Origin of the sequence: Paenibacillus sp. FSL L8-0435 (genome assembly GCF_037965655.1) — a bacterium.
Taxonomy (GTDB): Bacteria; Bacillota; Bacilli; order Paenibacillales; family Paenibacillaceae; genus Paenibacillus.
The window spans coordinates 6,938,142-6,954,456 of record NZ_CP150185.1 but is presented as its reverse complement, the minus strand read 5'-3'; the positions used below and the strand labels follow the sequence as shown (position 1 = coordinate 6,954,456).

The following is a 16,315-nucleotide window of genomic DNA, read 5'->3' as shown; positions in this document are numbered from 1 at the left end:
AAAATTATAGATTAAAGGGTGATCAGTGAGCCAGAGGAGTTGTGCATATGAGAGTGATTTTGGTAGATGATGAATATCTCGCTCTGAGCAGGTTGAACAAACTGTTGCAAGAGAGAGAGGATTGCGAAGTTATCGGCTCTTTTCTGACGGCACAGGAAGCCATAGATCAGATCGAAATTCATCTGCCGGAAATCGTCTTTATGGACGTTCAGATGCCGGGGATGAATGGGATTGAGGCGACCGAACGTATCCATGAGGTTTCTCCTGGAACAGAAGTTATTTTCACAACCGCATATAACGAACATGCACTCACGGCCTATGGGCTTGAAGTGCTGGATTATATTATGAAGCCTGTAACGCGTGACCGTTTGGAAAAAACGATGAAGATGTATCAACGCCGAACGGTGTCAGCAAGTCTGAATGTAGCAGAAGGGCCATCCATGTTGATCCGTTGTCTGGGGATGCTCCAAGTCCAAGTGCACCCCAATGAGCCGCCAAAACATATGAAATTCAGAACAACCAAGATTAGAGAGTTATTCGCTTATCTGCTCCACCATCGGAACAAACCGATTAAGCGGGATACGTTACTTGAACTGTTGTGGCCAGAGTTGGATGAGCGGAGAGGTATATCCAATCTGCACAGTGGGATCCATCGCTTACGCAGCATGATGAACGAACTCATGGGTGAGGATAAGATGTCCATTCGCTATCAACAGTTTGGTTATCTATTGGAAACGGGTGAATTCAGGATTGACGCGGAAGAATGGGAGAGCCGTCTTAACCGATTGCCTCTATTATCTTCGTCTACAATAGCTGAACATCGACAGACCTCAGATCAATATGAAGGCAAATATTATGATGAGGACGATTATGTATGGGCTGAGTTGGAGCGCCAGCGATTGCATGCACTATGGCGTAATCATGCCATGCAACTTGCACAATACTATATTGAAATGGGACAGAATACGGAAGCACTCACGTTATATCACCGGGTACAGCAATTCGAGCCATCATTGGAGCAAGTCGGATTGGCTTTAATGAAGACCTATGATCGATTAGGCAATAAAGATCCTGTAATCGCACAATATAATCAGTTGGTCACTACGTTAGAACAAGAGGCGGGCATACGTCCTGGCTTGGAAGTTGAGTTGTGGTACCAGCAATGGAAACAATCAAATAGTTAATTGGAAATATACAGCCTTGCAGCTTCGTTTGCAAGGCTGTTTTTTTGTCGTATTTGCTAGCGAAAGGTTTGGTAAGAGTTTGGTAAGAGGCTATGTGTAGAATAAGCAAGATGAGGGTCAACATTATGTTTTGAGTCAGTAAGCAGTCCAAAAATAACATATTAAGTAGGAGGAACCTATGTACACAGCAAAAATTCGGAAGAAACCATGGCAAAGAATGTCCATGTTAGTTCTTTCCTTTATTCTGGCGATTGGAACGTTACCCATGAGTTTGGCTCAAGCGGAGGCGACTAACGAGACTCCTGTTGGTCCGGGTGGAGTTGGTGCCCCTGCACTATGGCTACGACCAGAGCGGGTAAACGGAGTTGCCAGCGGCGAAAAGGTGAGTATCTGGGAAGATCAAGGCAGTAAAATAAACAATGCAACCCAAAGTACGGAAGCTAATCAACCGACCTATTGGGATGATAAAAATCATAATATCAATTTCAATCCGGTATTGGAATATAACGGCACGAGTAGTTTTATGAATCTGGATGTAAGTAAGCTCCCTCAAGGGAAGAGCCCCAGATCGATCATTACCGTTAGCAAAACCAATAAAACAGGAGGCCTCAATTATATTATTTCATGGGGAGTACAAACGGGCGGTTATACGGGCATGGGGATGCTTCAAGTTGACGCAAGAGGCGGCTTGACGACATTTAACAGTGACCCTAACCAGACTTTATACACTCCCGACAAGTTTATGGGAATGACGTTCCCGACCGAGCTATTTGTTACTTGGACAGGTGGGGACACTGGAACGAATATAGCTAGATTGTACAGTAAAATGAAGCAGGTACAGGAACTGGGTGGTTGGGGAAAAGAACTTAATAAGGCGTGGAATACTGGTAACTCGGACGGAGCCGTAGTTGGTAAGCTAATTCCGGCAACTGCGGCCAATAGTGGATATTGGCAGGGTTCGATTGAAGAAATCATCGTATTTGACCATGATCTTACGGACGTAGAACGCCAAAAAGTCAGCACATATCTGGCGATCAAATACGGCTATACGCTTGATCAGACGACAGCCAATTCATATGTCGATTCAAACATGGCTACGATCTGGGATGCCCAGGAGAACGCAGTCTATACCCATCGTATTACAAGCATCGGTCGAGATGATCAGAGCGGCTTGATGCAGAAACAAGCCAAAGCGCAGGAACAGGGATCTACGTTGACGATTGCTTTGGGCAACAGTGTTGAGGATGCCAATTCTGCAAATAAAAATGAATTCTCAAAGGATTCTTCTTTCTTTACGTTTGGTGACAATGGAGCAAGTACTGAATTCAAAACACCAATTACGAAAGATGGGAAAAAACTACTTGGGATGGAGCGTGTCTACAAGGTACAGAAAGCAAACTGGACTGAATCACAGATTACACTTCAGGTAGACGAAGCGGGAGCTAACCCGGCTTTGCCTCAATATGTTGTGATCAGCAATGATGCTCAATTTGATGGACAAGACTCATTCCATTTAATTGAGAACGGCCAAGTAACTCTTAATACCTCAAATTTTGGTCCGAACTCTTACTTTACCATTGCAACTGCTGCTACTCCTTTGACGGTACCGGACGTCACACTGACCGACGATGAGTTGACATGGGAAGTAGTTGCGCATGCAGATAAATATGAAGTAACGATTGAACTGGAAGACGGCACGAAGCGGACGGAGGAAGTACCCGGAACGGCGCTTAACCTGTCGCAATTGGTACCATCGCTAGAAGTTGGCACGTACAAAGTGACAGTAACAGCGAAGACGGACAGTCCAGCCTATGCAGATTCAGAAGCATCAAATACGAAAAGTTATGTTGTTATTGATAAGGCGAAGTTGAAAGCCAAAGCCGATGAGATTAAGGATAAGATCGAAACAGGCGAACTGGACGAAGAGGAGTACACACCAGCGAGCTGGACAGCACTGGATAATGCGATGAATGAAGCAGAGCGAGTGTTGAATGAACCGACAGCGACTCAAGCGCAGGTAGATAAGGCACTTCAGGATCTGACTAACGCAAGAACTGGCCTAATCCCTACAACATCTGTACCCGTTGTAGATAAATCAGTTTTACAAGCGAAAGTAACTGAAATTACAGGTGAAAGCCTGGAAGAGTCAGCCTATACGCCAGCGAGCTGGGAAGCACTCAAAGTTGCGATGAATGAAGCAGAGCGAGTGTTGAATGATTTGACAGCGAATCAAGCGCAGGTAGACAAGGCACTTCAGGATCTGACTAACGCTAGAACGGGACTTACCAAAGTAATTGGTACAGATGAATCTACGTTGCAGACGCTGGTCCCTTCCGTGGGAAGCTTGTCCCCGGCCTTTGATCCGGCTAAAGACACGTACACCATCTCTGTTCCGAATAGCGTATATCAATTTCAGTTAACGCCAACGGCACTTGATCCACTTGCGAAGATTGAAATAGCTGTTGGAGATGGAGAATGGAACGAGGTTTCAAGTGGCACTGTTAGTGAGAATCTACCGCTCCAAGTCGGTGGGAATAAGATCGTTGTTAGAGTAACCGATTCACTTGGAAATGTTACGGCGTATAAAATCAACGTGACTAGAGCATCCAGTGACAATGGTAACAATGGTGGAGGCAACAATGGCAGCGGTGGAAATACGGGCGGTAACAGTGGAAGCACACCAGCACCTACACCTGCGCCTGTACCAACGCCAACTCCGGCACCCGTGAAGGATAATTTGGAAACAACTCAGGATGGTAGCCATCAACCATTTGCTACATCCAAACCATCTAATAACAAAGAAACATTGGTTCAAGTTGATCCAGCCAAGCTGAATGTTGCCATGTCACAAGGCACAGGCCAGCAGTTCGCCATTCATTCACCTAATGATGGGGATATGAAGGTGGACGGGTTAACCCTGGAAACACTGAAACAATTAGTGGATCAAGGTTCCAAACTAAACATTAGCAATCCGCTGGCGATCTATCCGGTACCTGGCGGTAAAATGGACGTGAATGGTGTGTCCAGACAGCTTGGTAATGCAGCGTTGAATGATATTGATGTCCATGTTGATATCGCACGTTCCTCGGATGCTTTGATTGACAGTGCCGAGACAAGAGCAGCATCCCAAGGATACGAGCTACTTGTGACGCCGGTTGATCTGGATCTGACGTTTACGAAAGATGGACAGACCGTGCGATCCGGCCAGCTGAACGGCTATGCACCGAAGTATATTGCACTTCCGGAAGGTATCGACCCGAACCGGATTACAACAGGCGTGATTATCAACCCGGACGGTAGCATCTTCCATGTACCAACGGTTGTCACGAAGATCAATAGTCGTTACTACGCGCTCATTAATGACTTGCGTAGCAGCGGAAGTTATTCGGTCATCTGGAATCCGCAGGATTTTGAAGATGCCAGATCCCATTGGGGTAAAACGGATGTGAACAACATCGCTGCGAGATTAGATCTGCAAGGTAACGGAGATAACACATTCTCACCGAACCGTCAGGTTACTCGTTCTGAGTTTGCCGAGATTGTTGTACTTGGAATGGGCTTAATGCGTCAGGATGCACCACAGAATCTATTCCCTGACGTTAACGATTCCGCATGGTTCCGCTCCGCGGTAGCCCTTGCGAATGAATTCGGTATCGTTCGCGGTTATGATAATGGGAACTTCTACGGTAATCAGGAAATCACACGTGAGCAAGGATTTGCGATGGTTGCTCGTGCGTATCGTCTGATTGAACCGGAAGCGGCAATCAACCCGGATCAGATGAACTCTGAACTGGAACGTTACAGTGATGCAGCGGATGTATCGAATTGGGCGAAAGAAGATGTAGCCCAGTTGATTGCAGCGGGTATCATCCAAGGTAATGGGCCAGAGGTTCTGAGTCCGAAGACCACGATGACTCGTGCTGAGGTCACTGCATTGATTGCAAGAATGTTGAAAGTAACGAACTTGATTGATCAATAAACACAATCTAAAATGAAAAGCCTTTGCTGACATTGGGGGTCGGCAAAGGCTTTTTACTTTTTGGACTGACGTTGGAGTTACTGAACTCTATTTGTTTCCTTCTACCGATCAGTATTCATTATCGTATAGCTTGGTAAGAGTTTGGTAAGAGGTTCAGTGTAAAATAAGCGGTGAAGCTTTTCAAAATTAACACAATCTAGTAAATCAGACATCCTGAAGGGATTATGAGAAGAATGATTTAGCTAAATTAGATATAGTCGAAAGGTGTGACAAGTGTTTGAAGAACAATAAGAAATTGCGCAACAGCAAAATGACAAGAGTATGGTCAAGGGTGCTTTCTTTGGTGATGGTTGCGAGTATATTGCCTACACCAATTTTGTTTCCAGCCATAGAAGCTCATGCAGATACTGAAAATCCTGCATCCAACAGTACCGCGATTACCGCAGGGGGATATCCGGGTGGTGTAAGCGACGGACTCATATCATGGATTGATGTTGAGCGAAGTATGAATCTGGCAGCTGACGGCAGTAAAATCACTTCTTTGACCGATCTGGTAGATCTAGACCCCAATGTAGAACATGATAATGTATGGAGTATCGTAAATCCTAACACCTTAGTTACAGGTGCCATTAACTTTAACAGCGGTATATTAATTGATGGTAACAAAGGATACTATATCAGGGCGCCTTTCCATACAACGGATGTCGCTCGTGAGGCATTTTCCATTCAAGGAGCTGCTGCGAATGGTTTCCCATGGCATTTTGGCGGCCAAGGAAGCACCGACACGTACAGTACAAGTGTAATCAGATCTTCATTTGGCAATGCAGGGAACGACGAATTGATTCGAAATAATGCAGGTAATCCGTATCAGTTAGGGCAAGCAGATATTTTCAATGTACTTCGCACTGAGGATTACTTTGGGATGTATTTAAATCATACGAAGTTAATCGATAAAACAACTGCAGGAACAGCGAGCTTTAATAGTGCCACAAGTGCTACGGGTTACTACTTCGGAGCAGGGCATAATCGAAGGTTTAATGGACTAATATCGGAAACGATATTATATAATCGCGAGTTACAGGACGTTGAAAGAACTAAAGTGTACAGTTACTTGGGGTTAAAATACGGAATCACTCTGGCAGACAACTATGTTTCCAGTGATTGGAATGGAGAAGAAGGTACTGTTTTCTGGAATTTGTCGAACCAGGCAGATTACAAGAATCGCATTACCGGGATTGGCCGTGATGACTTAGGTGCCCAGAACCAGAAACAATCCAAGTCACAAGGAGTCGGCTCAAATGTAGCCATTGCTCTTGGAGATACGATTCATTCAGATAATGTCGACAATGAGAATACGATGGATAACAACTCCTTCTTTATGTTTGCAGACAAGAGCGCGAACGATACCGTATCTTATGTAAGTGCACCCATCGTGAAAGATGGCTTTCGTGTAAAGATCATGGATCGTTCGTATCAGGTGGACAAAACAAACTGGAGTGATCAAGATATCACACTTCAAGTGGATGATGCTGAAGGCTTAAAACCAAGCTACATCATTCTTAGCCAAGATGACTCTTTTGACAATAATGATACCTTTTATCCAGTAACGGATGGAAAGGTTACATTAAACAGTTCCAACTTTGCCGACGGTTCTTACTTCACGTTTGCAGCTGCTTATCCAGATCCTAAAGATGCTCACTTGCTAATATCGCAAGTCAATGACGATGGAACTTTGAATCTAACCTTCAATCGTGACGTGAAATCGGATGATTTGAAGGGCTTCACCGTCACAATTGGAGGTACCGTGTATGATGATCTGAGTCAATTTATAGCTAATGGATCTACGATTTCCATCCCTCTGACGGAAGCTCAGCTTGAATCGGGAGAAGAAATTACAATTAACTATGACGGTAGTGGCACGTTGAGAGACGCGTTAACCGGACTCAAGGTTGATGAATTCGAGCAGGCTATTCATGCAGTCAATACAATGCCATTAGCGAAAAAAGTGAAAGAAGCCTTAGCTTTATCGAATGATGATTACACGACTGATTCATGGAATGCATTGCAAACCAAAGTCCAAGAGGCACAGACACTTTTGAGCAATCCTTTGGTAACACAGACTCAAGTAAATGACCTGTTAAGTGTATTGGATAACGCAATCGATGGATTGGTCAAGAATCAACCCAAAGCGGACAGCGGCAGCTTCATCGAGGGCGAAAGCACGATATCCATTCATTTTAATAAAAGTATCGAAGTAGTTTCTGAAGTGGATCTAAGTAGTTCATTTACAGTTACGGTAGGTGGGCAAGCCGTAGAAGTTGTCGGAGCTGTCATCGATGGATCTGATCCTACAAAATTGATTTTGACCTTGCCCGAATCGGTTAAATTATCAAGTGATGAGAAGGTTAACGTTGCTTACAATGGAACATCTGGCTATCTAAAAGGCGAGGGAGCAGAAGGAACATTGGTTCATGATTTCCAATTCGATTTGGAAGACCCATTCGCGAGCGCGCTGAAGATTATTGAACCAGCAGGGAGTACTTCAGATAAGAAGCCAGCAGTCTCGGGTACGGTCCATACGGATACAGATACGCTGAGTGCAGTGTTGAAAGATGCAGAAGGTCGTGTAATTGATGTTGCAGGAAGTTTGATCTGGAATGCTGGGGACCCAAACTGGTCCTATCATCTGGATGAAGATCTTGCACCCGGCACTTATACCGTTGAGGTAACAGCAGTGGACGGAGGACGTTCCGTTACGAAAACGAAAACATTTACTATTGTAAAAGAAGCACTGACACAGCTCAGTCTGACCGATTCATTTGGGAAAAATATTGCGTTGAACCAAGCATTTGATCCAAACCAATTCAACTACGCAGCAACGGTAACCAATGATGTGTACAATCTACGTATTTACCCGACTGCTCCTTATGCTGCAGACAAAATTGAGATTTTGCATGATGGAATCTGGAAGGAAATGGAGAGTGGCAATAGTAGTGATGATCTTGCACTTAAGGTAGGTTCAAACACAATTGTCATTAGAGTTACAGATACGAATGGTTTGCAGACGGAGTACACTACGGTCATCACCAGAGCATCCAATGACAATGGTAACAATGGTGGAGGCAACAATGGCGGCGGAAATACGGGAGGTAACGGTGGAAGCACACCAGCACCTACACCTGTGCCAGTACCAACGCCAGCACCCGTGAAGGATAATTTGGAAACAACTCAGGATGGTAGCCATCAACCATTTGCTACATCCAAACCATCTGACAACAAAGAAACATTGGTTCAAGTTGATCCAGCCAAGCTGAATGTTGCCATGTCACAAGGCACAGGACAGCAGTTCGCCATTCATTCACCAAATGATGGGCATATGAAGGTGGACGGGTTGACCCTCGAAACTCTGAAACAATTAGTGGATCAAGGTTCCAAACTAAACATTAGCAATCCGCTGGCGATCTATCCGGTACCTGGCGGTAAAATGGACGTGAATGGTGTGTCCAGACAGCTTGGTAATGCAGCGTTGAATGATATTGATGTCCATGTTGATATCGCACGTTCCTCGGATGCTTTGATTGACAGTGCCGAGACAAGAGCAGCATCCCAAGGATACGAGCTACTTGTGACGCCGGTTGATCTGGATCTGACGTTTACGAAAGATGGACAGACCGTGCGATCCGGCCAGCTGAACGGCTATGCACCGAAGTATATTGCACTTCCGGAAGGTATCGACCCGAACCGGATTACAACAGGCGTGATTATCAACCCGGACGGTAGCATCTTCCATGTACCAACGGTTGTCACGAAGATCAATAGTCGTTACTACGCGCTCATTAATGACTTGCGTAGCAGCGGAAGTTATTCGGTCATCTGGAATCCGCAGGATTTTGAAGATGCCAGATCCCATTGGGGTAAAACGGATGTGAACAACATCGCTGCGAGATTAGATCTGCAAGGTAACGGAGATAACACATTCTCACCGAACCGTCAGGTTACTCGTTCTGAGTTTGCCGAGATTGTTGTACTTGGAATGGGCTTAATGCGTCAGGATGCACCACAGAATCTATTCCCTGACGTTAACGATTCCGCATGGTTCCGCTCTGCGGTAGCCCTTGCAAATGAATTCGGTATCGTTCGCGGTTACGATAATGGGAACTTCTACGGTAATCAGGAGATCACACGTGAGCAAGGATTTGCTATGGTTGCTCGTGCCTACCGTCTGATTGAACCGGAAGCGGCAATTAGCCCGGATCAGATGAACTCTGAACTGGAACGTTACAGTGATGCAGCGGATGTATCGAATTGGGCGAAAGAAGATGTAGCCCAGTTGATTGCAGCCGGAATCATTCAAGGTAATGGGCCAGAGGTTCTGAGTCCAAAGACCACGATGACTCGTGCCGAGGTTACTGCATTGATTGCAAGAATGTTGAAAGTAACAAACTTGATTGATCAATAAACACAATCTAAAATGAAAAGCCTTTGCTGACATTGGGGGTCGGCAAAGGCTTTTTTCTATTTTTATTAAATTCTTAAATTCATGTCGTAATACTTTCGCCCTGTTGGCAGATCGTGGAATCTGAGATGATGGGTTCACCAGAGGTTCGGGCGACAAACTTTGAACTGCTGGCCTTCAGGCTATTGCGATCCTTCCTTCTACAATCATTGGAGATCATAGGGTCGCAGCTCTCCTGAAGATTTTATTTCAGAGAGGAGGCGTCCAGGCTATCACATTCCTTCCTTCTAACCCTAACCTTTCACGTTATATAGGGATGTGGCTTTCCTGGACTCTTTTATCATGAACAATACAATCTATTTGCGCAGAGCGAACAAACTTATTATCGAATCAAACGAAGGGAAACAACAGTTGCCGAAGACACATCTGGCGACTGCCCTCAAAAATATTGAAGCACTCGGATACACCTTCTCGGATGAGCTAATGCAGGCGATGCGGCAGCTGTCCAAGGAACAGTTTGAAACAGTATATCATCAACTGGTGGCTGATCTGAGAGTCATGGTCGGCGCATATGTGAAGTATCAACCAATGTATGCAGGATTCCCGATGCAGGTGATGCAAGCGGATGAAGCGGAGTTATACCTTAATGCAATTATTCATTATCTGACCAACCTGACTGTGGTCTATCCCGATCAACAATGTGTGGAAAGAATGCCTTTGCTGGAGAAGACGGACTTGAAAGTCATTGGTTTGGGAAACCAGCAAGCATTCCAGACAATCATCCGTCAGATCATTGAAGCAAAAGGTTCCATCTCGGAAACGGACAAGGCGGATATCGATATGGTATTGGAGCATGCAGACCCGGAAGACGTGGATGCGCTATTACCCGCTGAGATTCCGTTCAAAGAAAATGTGGGCTCTGTGGTTGCCTCGCTGTTGAAACATGAAAAGGCGAACATCGACCGAATCGGACCATATTTCAAAACGGCAAGTGATGTCCTGCGTCTGGCTGTTGCTTGGTCCGATGGTGATGTCAGCCTCGCAACGGCTTCTCCCTTTCGAAAATTCAAACGCCGCGAGAGACGCCTTTTGCTCGGATTGCTGGAGCAATGTGGCTCCATCACGGAGGATATGCTGCGATATAAAGATCGCTGGATTCGCCTCGGCGAAATTCTGCATCCTTCGGAATATAAGCTTCGGTATCCACGATGTGAAGAAGCCTTTGCTATTTTGCGTAATAATAAACCTTATTCGACTTTCAACGGAAGTGTGGAACTTGCCTTCCAATATCGAAATGTCTGGAGTCTGATCGATCTGTTATCACAGCGTCCAGGTGAATTCGCGAGAAGACTGGATCACTTGTTGCGGATGACCGAAGATGAAGCGTATGTACTGCTGACATTTGGTGAGGTTTTGGAGCAGGTATCTACCCCGGTCTTGTTGCAAGTGAGACAGCATTTTACACAGCGTAATGAACCGCAGGATCTGCGTGTCTTCTTCCCAAAAGGCAATGTAGCCAAAGCCTTTGCTGTTCCGAATGAGTTGCCAGACATCGATGAAGCCACGTGTCAGGAGGTCGTGCAATTATGCGAACAGGCGCTGATAGAGCGCTTCGCTGTCCTTCCCACGCTTGGAAAGACCTATGTCGATCCACAGCTTCATGATTATCTGGTACCCTTTTCCCAGAGATCGGCAAGCAAGGCTCTACGTACCATCGTTCGTGGAAGCCGTGTGCCGATGGCCGAGGGAGATACGATTCGTTTCTTCAACTGGTGGAAAGAGGGGGACGTGGATGGAAAGTCTACAGGGCGTGTGGACATTGACTTGTCTGCGGTGATGTACGATAAGGACTGGAACTATGTGGAGCACATTTCCTATACGAATCTGCGCTCCTCTAACTATAAGGCTGTCCATAGCGGAGACATTGTGACCGCACCTAACGGAGCAAGTGAGTTCATTGATCTGCATATTCCATCCATCGTGGCTTATGGTGGACGATATGTGGTGGCAACCCTGCTTTCGTTCACCAGTCATCCGTATTGTGATCTGCCGGAATGTTTTGTAGGGTGGATGATGCGGAAGAAGCCGGGGTCTGGCGAGATTTTCGAACCGTCTACCGTAGCGAACAAAATCGATATTACAGCAGATACCCAGATTGCAATCCCTGTCATTATGGACCTGGTCGAACGTACCGTCATCTGGACAGACCTGGCGCTGACAAGCCACCCGGATTACTACAATAATGTGGAAGGCAATCAAAAAGGCATGGTCCTGATGGGGAAAGCACTAACGACTCTACGCAAACCCGATCTGCATGACTTGTTCATGCTCCATGCCAAAGCTAGAGGAGAATTGGTGGATACAATGGATCAGGCGGATACAATCTATTCGGTGAATCAAGGCATTACGCCGTACGATATCGAGCAGATTATGGCAGAGTATCTGGTTTGACCTGTTTGACTTGACTACTGGAGATATGTGAATATCAAGGTTATAAAAGAGTAGCTGATGCTGCTCTTTTTTCTGTTTAGATGCAAAGAGCCTACAGAATGGTGCAGGTAATGTCGGATGCAAAGAGAATGACTTTGCTAAGCTTAAATTAACGTGGGAGGGATGATATGGATACGCTGAGGCGGTTAAATGAAGCCTTGAATTATATTGAGGAGCATCTGATGGATGTCGTGGACATGAAGGAGATTTCCCGGATTGCCTGCTGCTCGGAGTATCATTTTACACGCATGTTCTCTTTTCTTAGTGGTGTAACGCTCTCGGAATATATTCGACGTCGCCGCTTGACACTTGCAGCCATGGAGTTAAGCTACAGTGACAGCAAAATCATTGATATTGCACTAAAATACGGGTATACATCGCCGGATTCTTTCTCGCGTGCTTTTCAAAGCATGCATGGCACTACGCCCTCCGAAGCGCGAAACCATGGTCCATTTCTTAAAGCCTTCCCACGGATGACATTTCAACTGACCATTCAAGGAGGAAGCGAAATGAACTACCGCATTGAAGATAAAGAGGCGTTTCGAATCGTGGGTATTCGTAAAAGGGTGCCAATCGTATTCAACGGGGTTAATCCGGAGATCGCTGCGATGTACCAGAGTCTTACACCAGAATTGATTGATACAATTAAGGGGGCATCGAACGTCCAGCCTCTGGGCTTAATTAGTGCTTCGGCCCATTTCAGTGAGGGGCGGATGGCAGAACAAGGAGAACTGGATCATTACATTGGCGCTGCTACGACAAAAGAAGTGCCTGAAGGACTGGAACAGCTCGAGGTTCCTGCTTCGACGTGGGCTGTATTTACTGTCGTTGGCCCGTTTCCAGGCACGCTACAGGAGGTGTGGGGCCGGATCTACGCGGAGTGGTTTCCTTCATCGGACTATGAGCTGAGTGAGGGTCCGGAAATGTTATGGAATGAGCACAAGGATGTTACTGTAGAGCAATATAGAAGTGAGATATGGATACCTATTCGGAAGAGATGATACTGTCTCGAGCTTGGTATCTGCTAGCGCAGCTTTTTGAAGCTGCGTTTTTTGTTTTCAGAATTTGCTATCGGATATACGAGCCGTTTTCATTGCAAGTATATGTAATATAATGGTATTATTTTATTGGAATTGTAAGAATACTTTTAGTTTGAAGAGTGATTTAAAAAGGGGGTGAAGAGATCTGGTTTACATGAAGTGATGATTTTATTCTATACGCACGCAGACATAACATTTCAGTTGATTATGGACATGCCCGCATAGCAGACATATCGATATGAGACGAAAGTGTCAGTTATTATACATTATAATGTAAGCGCTTTATTAAATGGAATCCAGGGAGGGATTTACTCATGACCAAAAGTATAGTGAGAAAGGCGCTTGGTTTGTTTTTAATTGTCGTTATGATCGCAACAGCAGCTGTATACCCTGCATCTACTGGACACGCGGCTACCATTAATGTTACGGATAACGGCTCCAGAATTGAAGTAAACACCGGTTCAGGCTTAGTCTACGTGGTGAACAAAACCAATGGGGATATTATCTCAGCCAAAATGAACGGTACGGAGCTGAACAGCAACAGAGGATCACATATCGGCTCAGGTTTGGGCTCCTCTGCCAATGTGACTTGGAATACTTCTCCTTCAGGATCAACTGTGTTAATCACGGTATCCACAAGCACACTGACCCACTATTATGCTTCGCGTGGTGGGGAGAACATCATATACATGGCAACGCATATCACGGCTCAACCTTCGATCGGGGAGCTGCGGTACATTTTCCGTGGTAATGGTAGTGTGTTGACAGGTGTTCCGGCGAATTCAAACAACCGAGGTAATACTGGAGCGATTGAAAGTCAGGATGTATTTGGTTTTGCAAACGGTCAGAGTGCCTCGAAATATTATGGTAATGATCAGGCCAAAGATTTATCCGTTCGTGGAGTTACGGGGAATGGCGTCGGTGTATTTATGGCCTACGGCAATCGGGAAAAAAGCTCTGGTGGTCCATTCTTCCGCGACATCCAGTTCCAAAGTGGAACAGAGACGGAAGTGTATAATTATATGAACTCGGGACATGCACAGACGGAGAATTGGCGCCTGGGTCTGCATGGGCCGTACGCTTTGATCTTTACAACCGGAGGTACGCCAAGTGTACCCGACTTCAGCTGGATGTCTGGTCTGAATCTGCAGGGTTGGGTATCCAGTCGGGGGAACGTGGTACTTAATGGTCTCTCCGGGATGGATACAGGGTATGCTTACACAATGGGATTCGCCAATAGCAATGCCCAGTATTGGGTAGGAACTTCTTCAAGTGGGGCGGCAGCCAAATACAGCATGATTCCGGGCACGTACACCATGACAGCCTATAAGGGAGAACTGGCTGTATATACGGAAACGGTTAATGTCACGGCAGGACAAACGATGACATTGAATACACGTACGATCAACAATGACCCAAGTAAAGCCTCTAACATCTGGCGAATTGGCAATTGGGATGGTACACCACGGGAGCTCCTGAATGGACAGACGATTCCGATTCGTCACCCATCCGATAGTCGCAACCCAAGCTGGGGGCCTGTCACCTATGCTACCGGTAGCGCGACCAATCGATTCCCGGCAATCCAGTTCCGTGGTCAGAATTCTCCAACCACAATAACGTTTAATTTGAATGCATCTCAAGCGGCGTCTTCTCATACGCTCAACATCGGTATTACCGCAGCTTACAATAATGGCAGACCTAGTGTAACGGTTAATGGACATGCTTTAACCAATCCTGCTGCATCTTCACAGCCCAATTCTCGCAGCTTCACCATTGGTACGTATCGTGGGAACAACACAACCTTTAGCTGGAATGTTCCAGCATCCTACTTCGTGAATGGTTCCAATACCATCACGATTACGCCAATCAGCGGTTCAAGTGACTTGGGTAACTGGTTAAGTGCAGGTTGGGTGTACGATTGTGTTGAGTTGCTGAATTGAATGAAGAATGCAATGTAGTGGAAGGAATATAAGGAGGTAGCCTGCCTGGTTTTCTTAACCGGGTTCAGGTTACCTCTTTTAGTCTTGTCATCCGAAATGAAAAGATATCGATTCATGATATCCCTAAGGATCTTGCTTTGCTGGAGATGGTGATCCGGATAGTGGTATAATTTTCAATACGTAGTCATGAGTGAATGAACGGGAGGAAAAGAGAATGAGAGACGATCTGTTGGTTCAACTGCAAGAGTGGCATGAAGAAGATGAATTTCAGGAAATTGTAGATGCAATTCAAGCGATTCCTGTGGAAGAAAGGGATTATGAGCTGGTTAACCATCTGGGACGAGCGCTGAATAACCTGGAACGATATGAAGAGGCAGTCGAACAATTCCTGACGGTTGCTAAAGAGGGAACAGGTGACCCACTCTGGCATTATCGGATTGGACTGGCTTATTACTATCTAGAGCAATATGCGCATGCGTTGCAGGCGTTCGAAAGAGCGGATGAATTGGATCCTGAAGATGAAGATACGCTGGAATTTCTGGAGTGGATTCGAAGCAAAATGGAGGAGCTGTCCGAATCTGCAGAGAAGCCCGTGGATACCGTCCCATCAGTCTCTGAAATCTCAATTGCACCTGTTCGTGTTAGCCATCTGGAACCAATGGGTTTTTGGAATGACAGTGCTGAAGCTGCGGATCAATATGTATTGGCCCCGCCTACCGATGGACAGATCGAGTCAATGGAGGAGCAGTTGGTGTTCAAGCTGCCAACTTCCTATATTAACATGATGAAATTACATAATGGTGGTGTTCCCCACTATCGGCATTATCCTGTCGGCCAAGTAGAGGCTGCCAAGAAGGTCCGCGTGGAGATCAAGGGAATACTGGGTATTGGACGTGAGAAAGCACATTCGTTGGGTGGTCAAGCGGGTAGCCGATATATCATCGAGCAGGGGGGGTACCCCGAGATTGGTGTTGTACTATGTGAGTGCCCTTCCGATTCAGAGATCGTGATGCTGGATTATCGTGAATCCGGCAATGCGGGTGAGCCCGAGGTTGTTCATGTGGATAAAAAAGAAGGCTACAAGATCACTTGGCTTGCGCCCAATTTTGAAACCTTTATCCAAGGTCTGGTGAATGAGGAAAATCAACCTGCAAACCTTCAAGGTGCACTGTAAGTAAAGGTATGAGCTTCTTTTTATACAAACCGTTGAAAATGAAAAGGCTGCG

At 45.8% G+C, this 16,315-nt stretch carries 7 protein-coding genes; all 7 read left to right on the top strand.

Going from position 1 to position 16,315, the window contains the following annotated elements:
- Positions 1–47 precede the first annotated feature (47 nt).
- The 7 genes from NST33_RS30695 to NST33_RS30665 all read left to right on the top strand — a co-directional run bounded on the left by NST33_RS30695 (position 48) and on the right by NST33_RS30665 (position 16,263).
- Positions 48–1,184: a response regulator gene (locus NST33_RS30695; RefSeq protein WP_221820139.1), complete on the top strand. Its 1,137-nt coding sequence runs from the start codon at positions 48–50 to the stop codon at positions 1,182–1,184.
- Between the two features lie 178 nt (positions 1,185–1,362).
- Complete coding sequence (locus tag NST33_RS30690) at positions 1,363–5,163, top strand: S-layer homology domain-containing protein (protein WP_339306256.1); 3,801 nt, start codon at positions 1,363–1,365, stop codon at positions 5,161–5,163.
- 277 nt (positions 5,164–5,440) lie between these two features.
- The gene (locus tag NST33_RS30685) at positions 5,441–9,622 is read left to right on the top strand and encodes an S-layer homology domain-containing protein (protein WP_339306254.1); all 4,182 of its coding nucleotides are present in this window, start codon (positions 5,441–5,443) and stop codon (positions 9,620–9,622) included.
- Positions 9,623–9,961: 339 nt separating this feature from the next.
- Complete coding sequence (locus tag NST33_RS30680) at positions 9,962–12,070, top strand: TerD family protein (protein ID WP_221820136.1); 2,109 nt, start codon at positions 9,962–9,964, stop codon at positions 12,068–12,070.
- A gap of 167 nt (positions 12,071–12,237) precedes the next feature.
- Positions 12,238–13,110 carry an AraC family transcriptional regulator gene (locus NST33_RS30675; RefSeq protein ID WP_221820135.1) on the top strand — a complete coding sequence of 291 codons (873 nt, stop codon included), beginning with the start codon at positions 12,238–12,240 and terminating at the stop codon, positions 13,108–13,110.
- A gap of 353 nt (positions 13,111–13,463) precedes the next feature.
- Complete coding sequence (locus NST33_RS30670) at positions 13,464–15,089, top strand: rhamnogalacturonan lyase B N-terminal domain-containing protein (RefSeq protein ID WP_221820134.1); 1,626 nt, start codon at positions 13,464–13,466, stop codon at positions 15,087–15,089.
- A gap of 214 nt (positions 15,090–15,303) precedes the next feature.
- A complete protein-coding gene (locus NST33_RS30665; RefSeq protein WP_221820133.1) occupies positions 15,304–16,263 on the top strand; it encodes an SMI1/KNR4 family protein in 960 nt (319 codons plus the stop codon).
- Positions 16,264–16,315 lie beyond the last annotated feature (52 nt).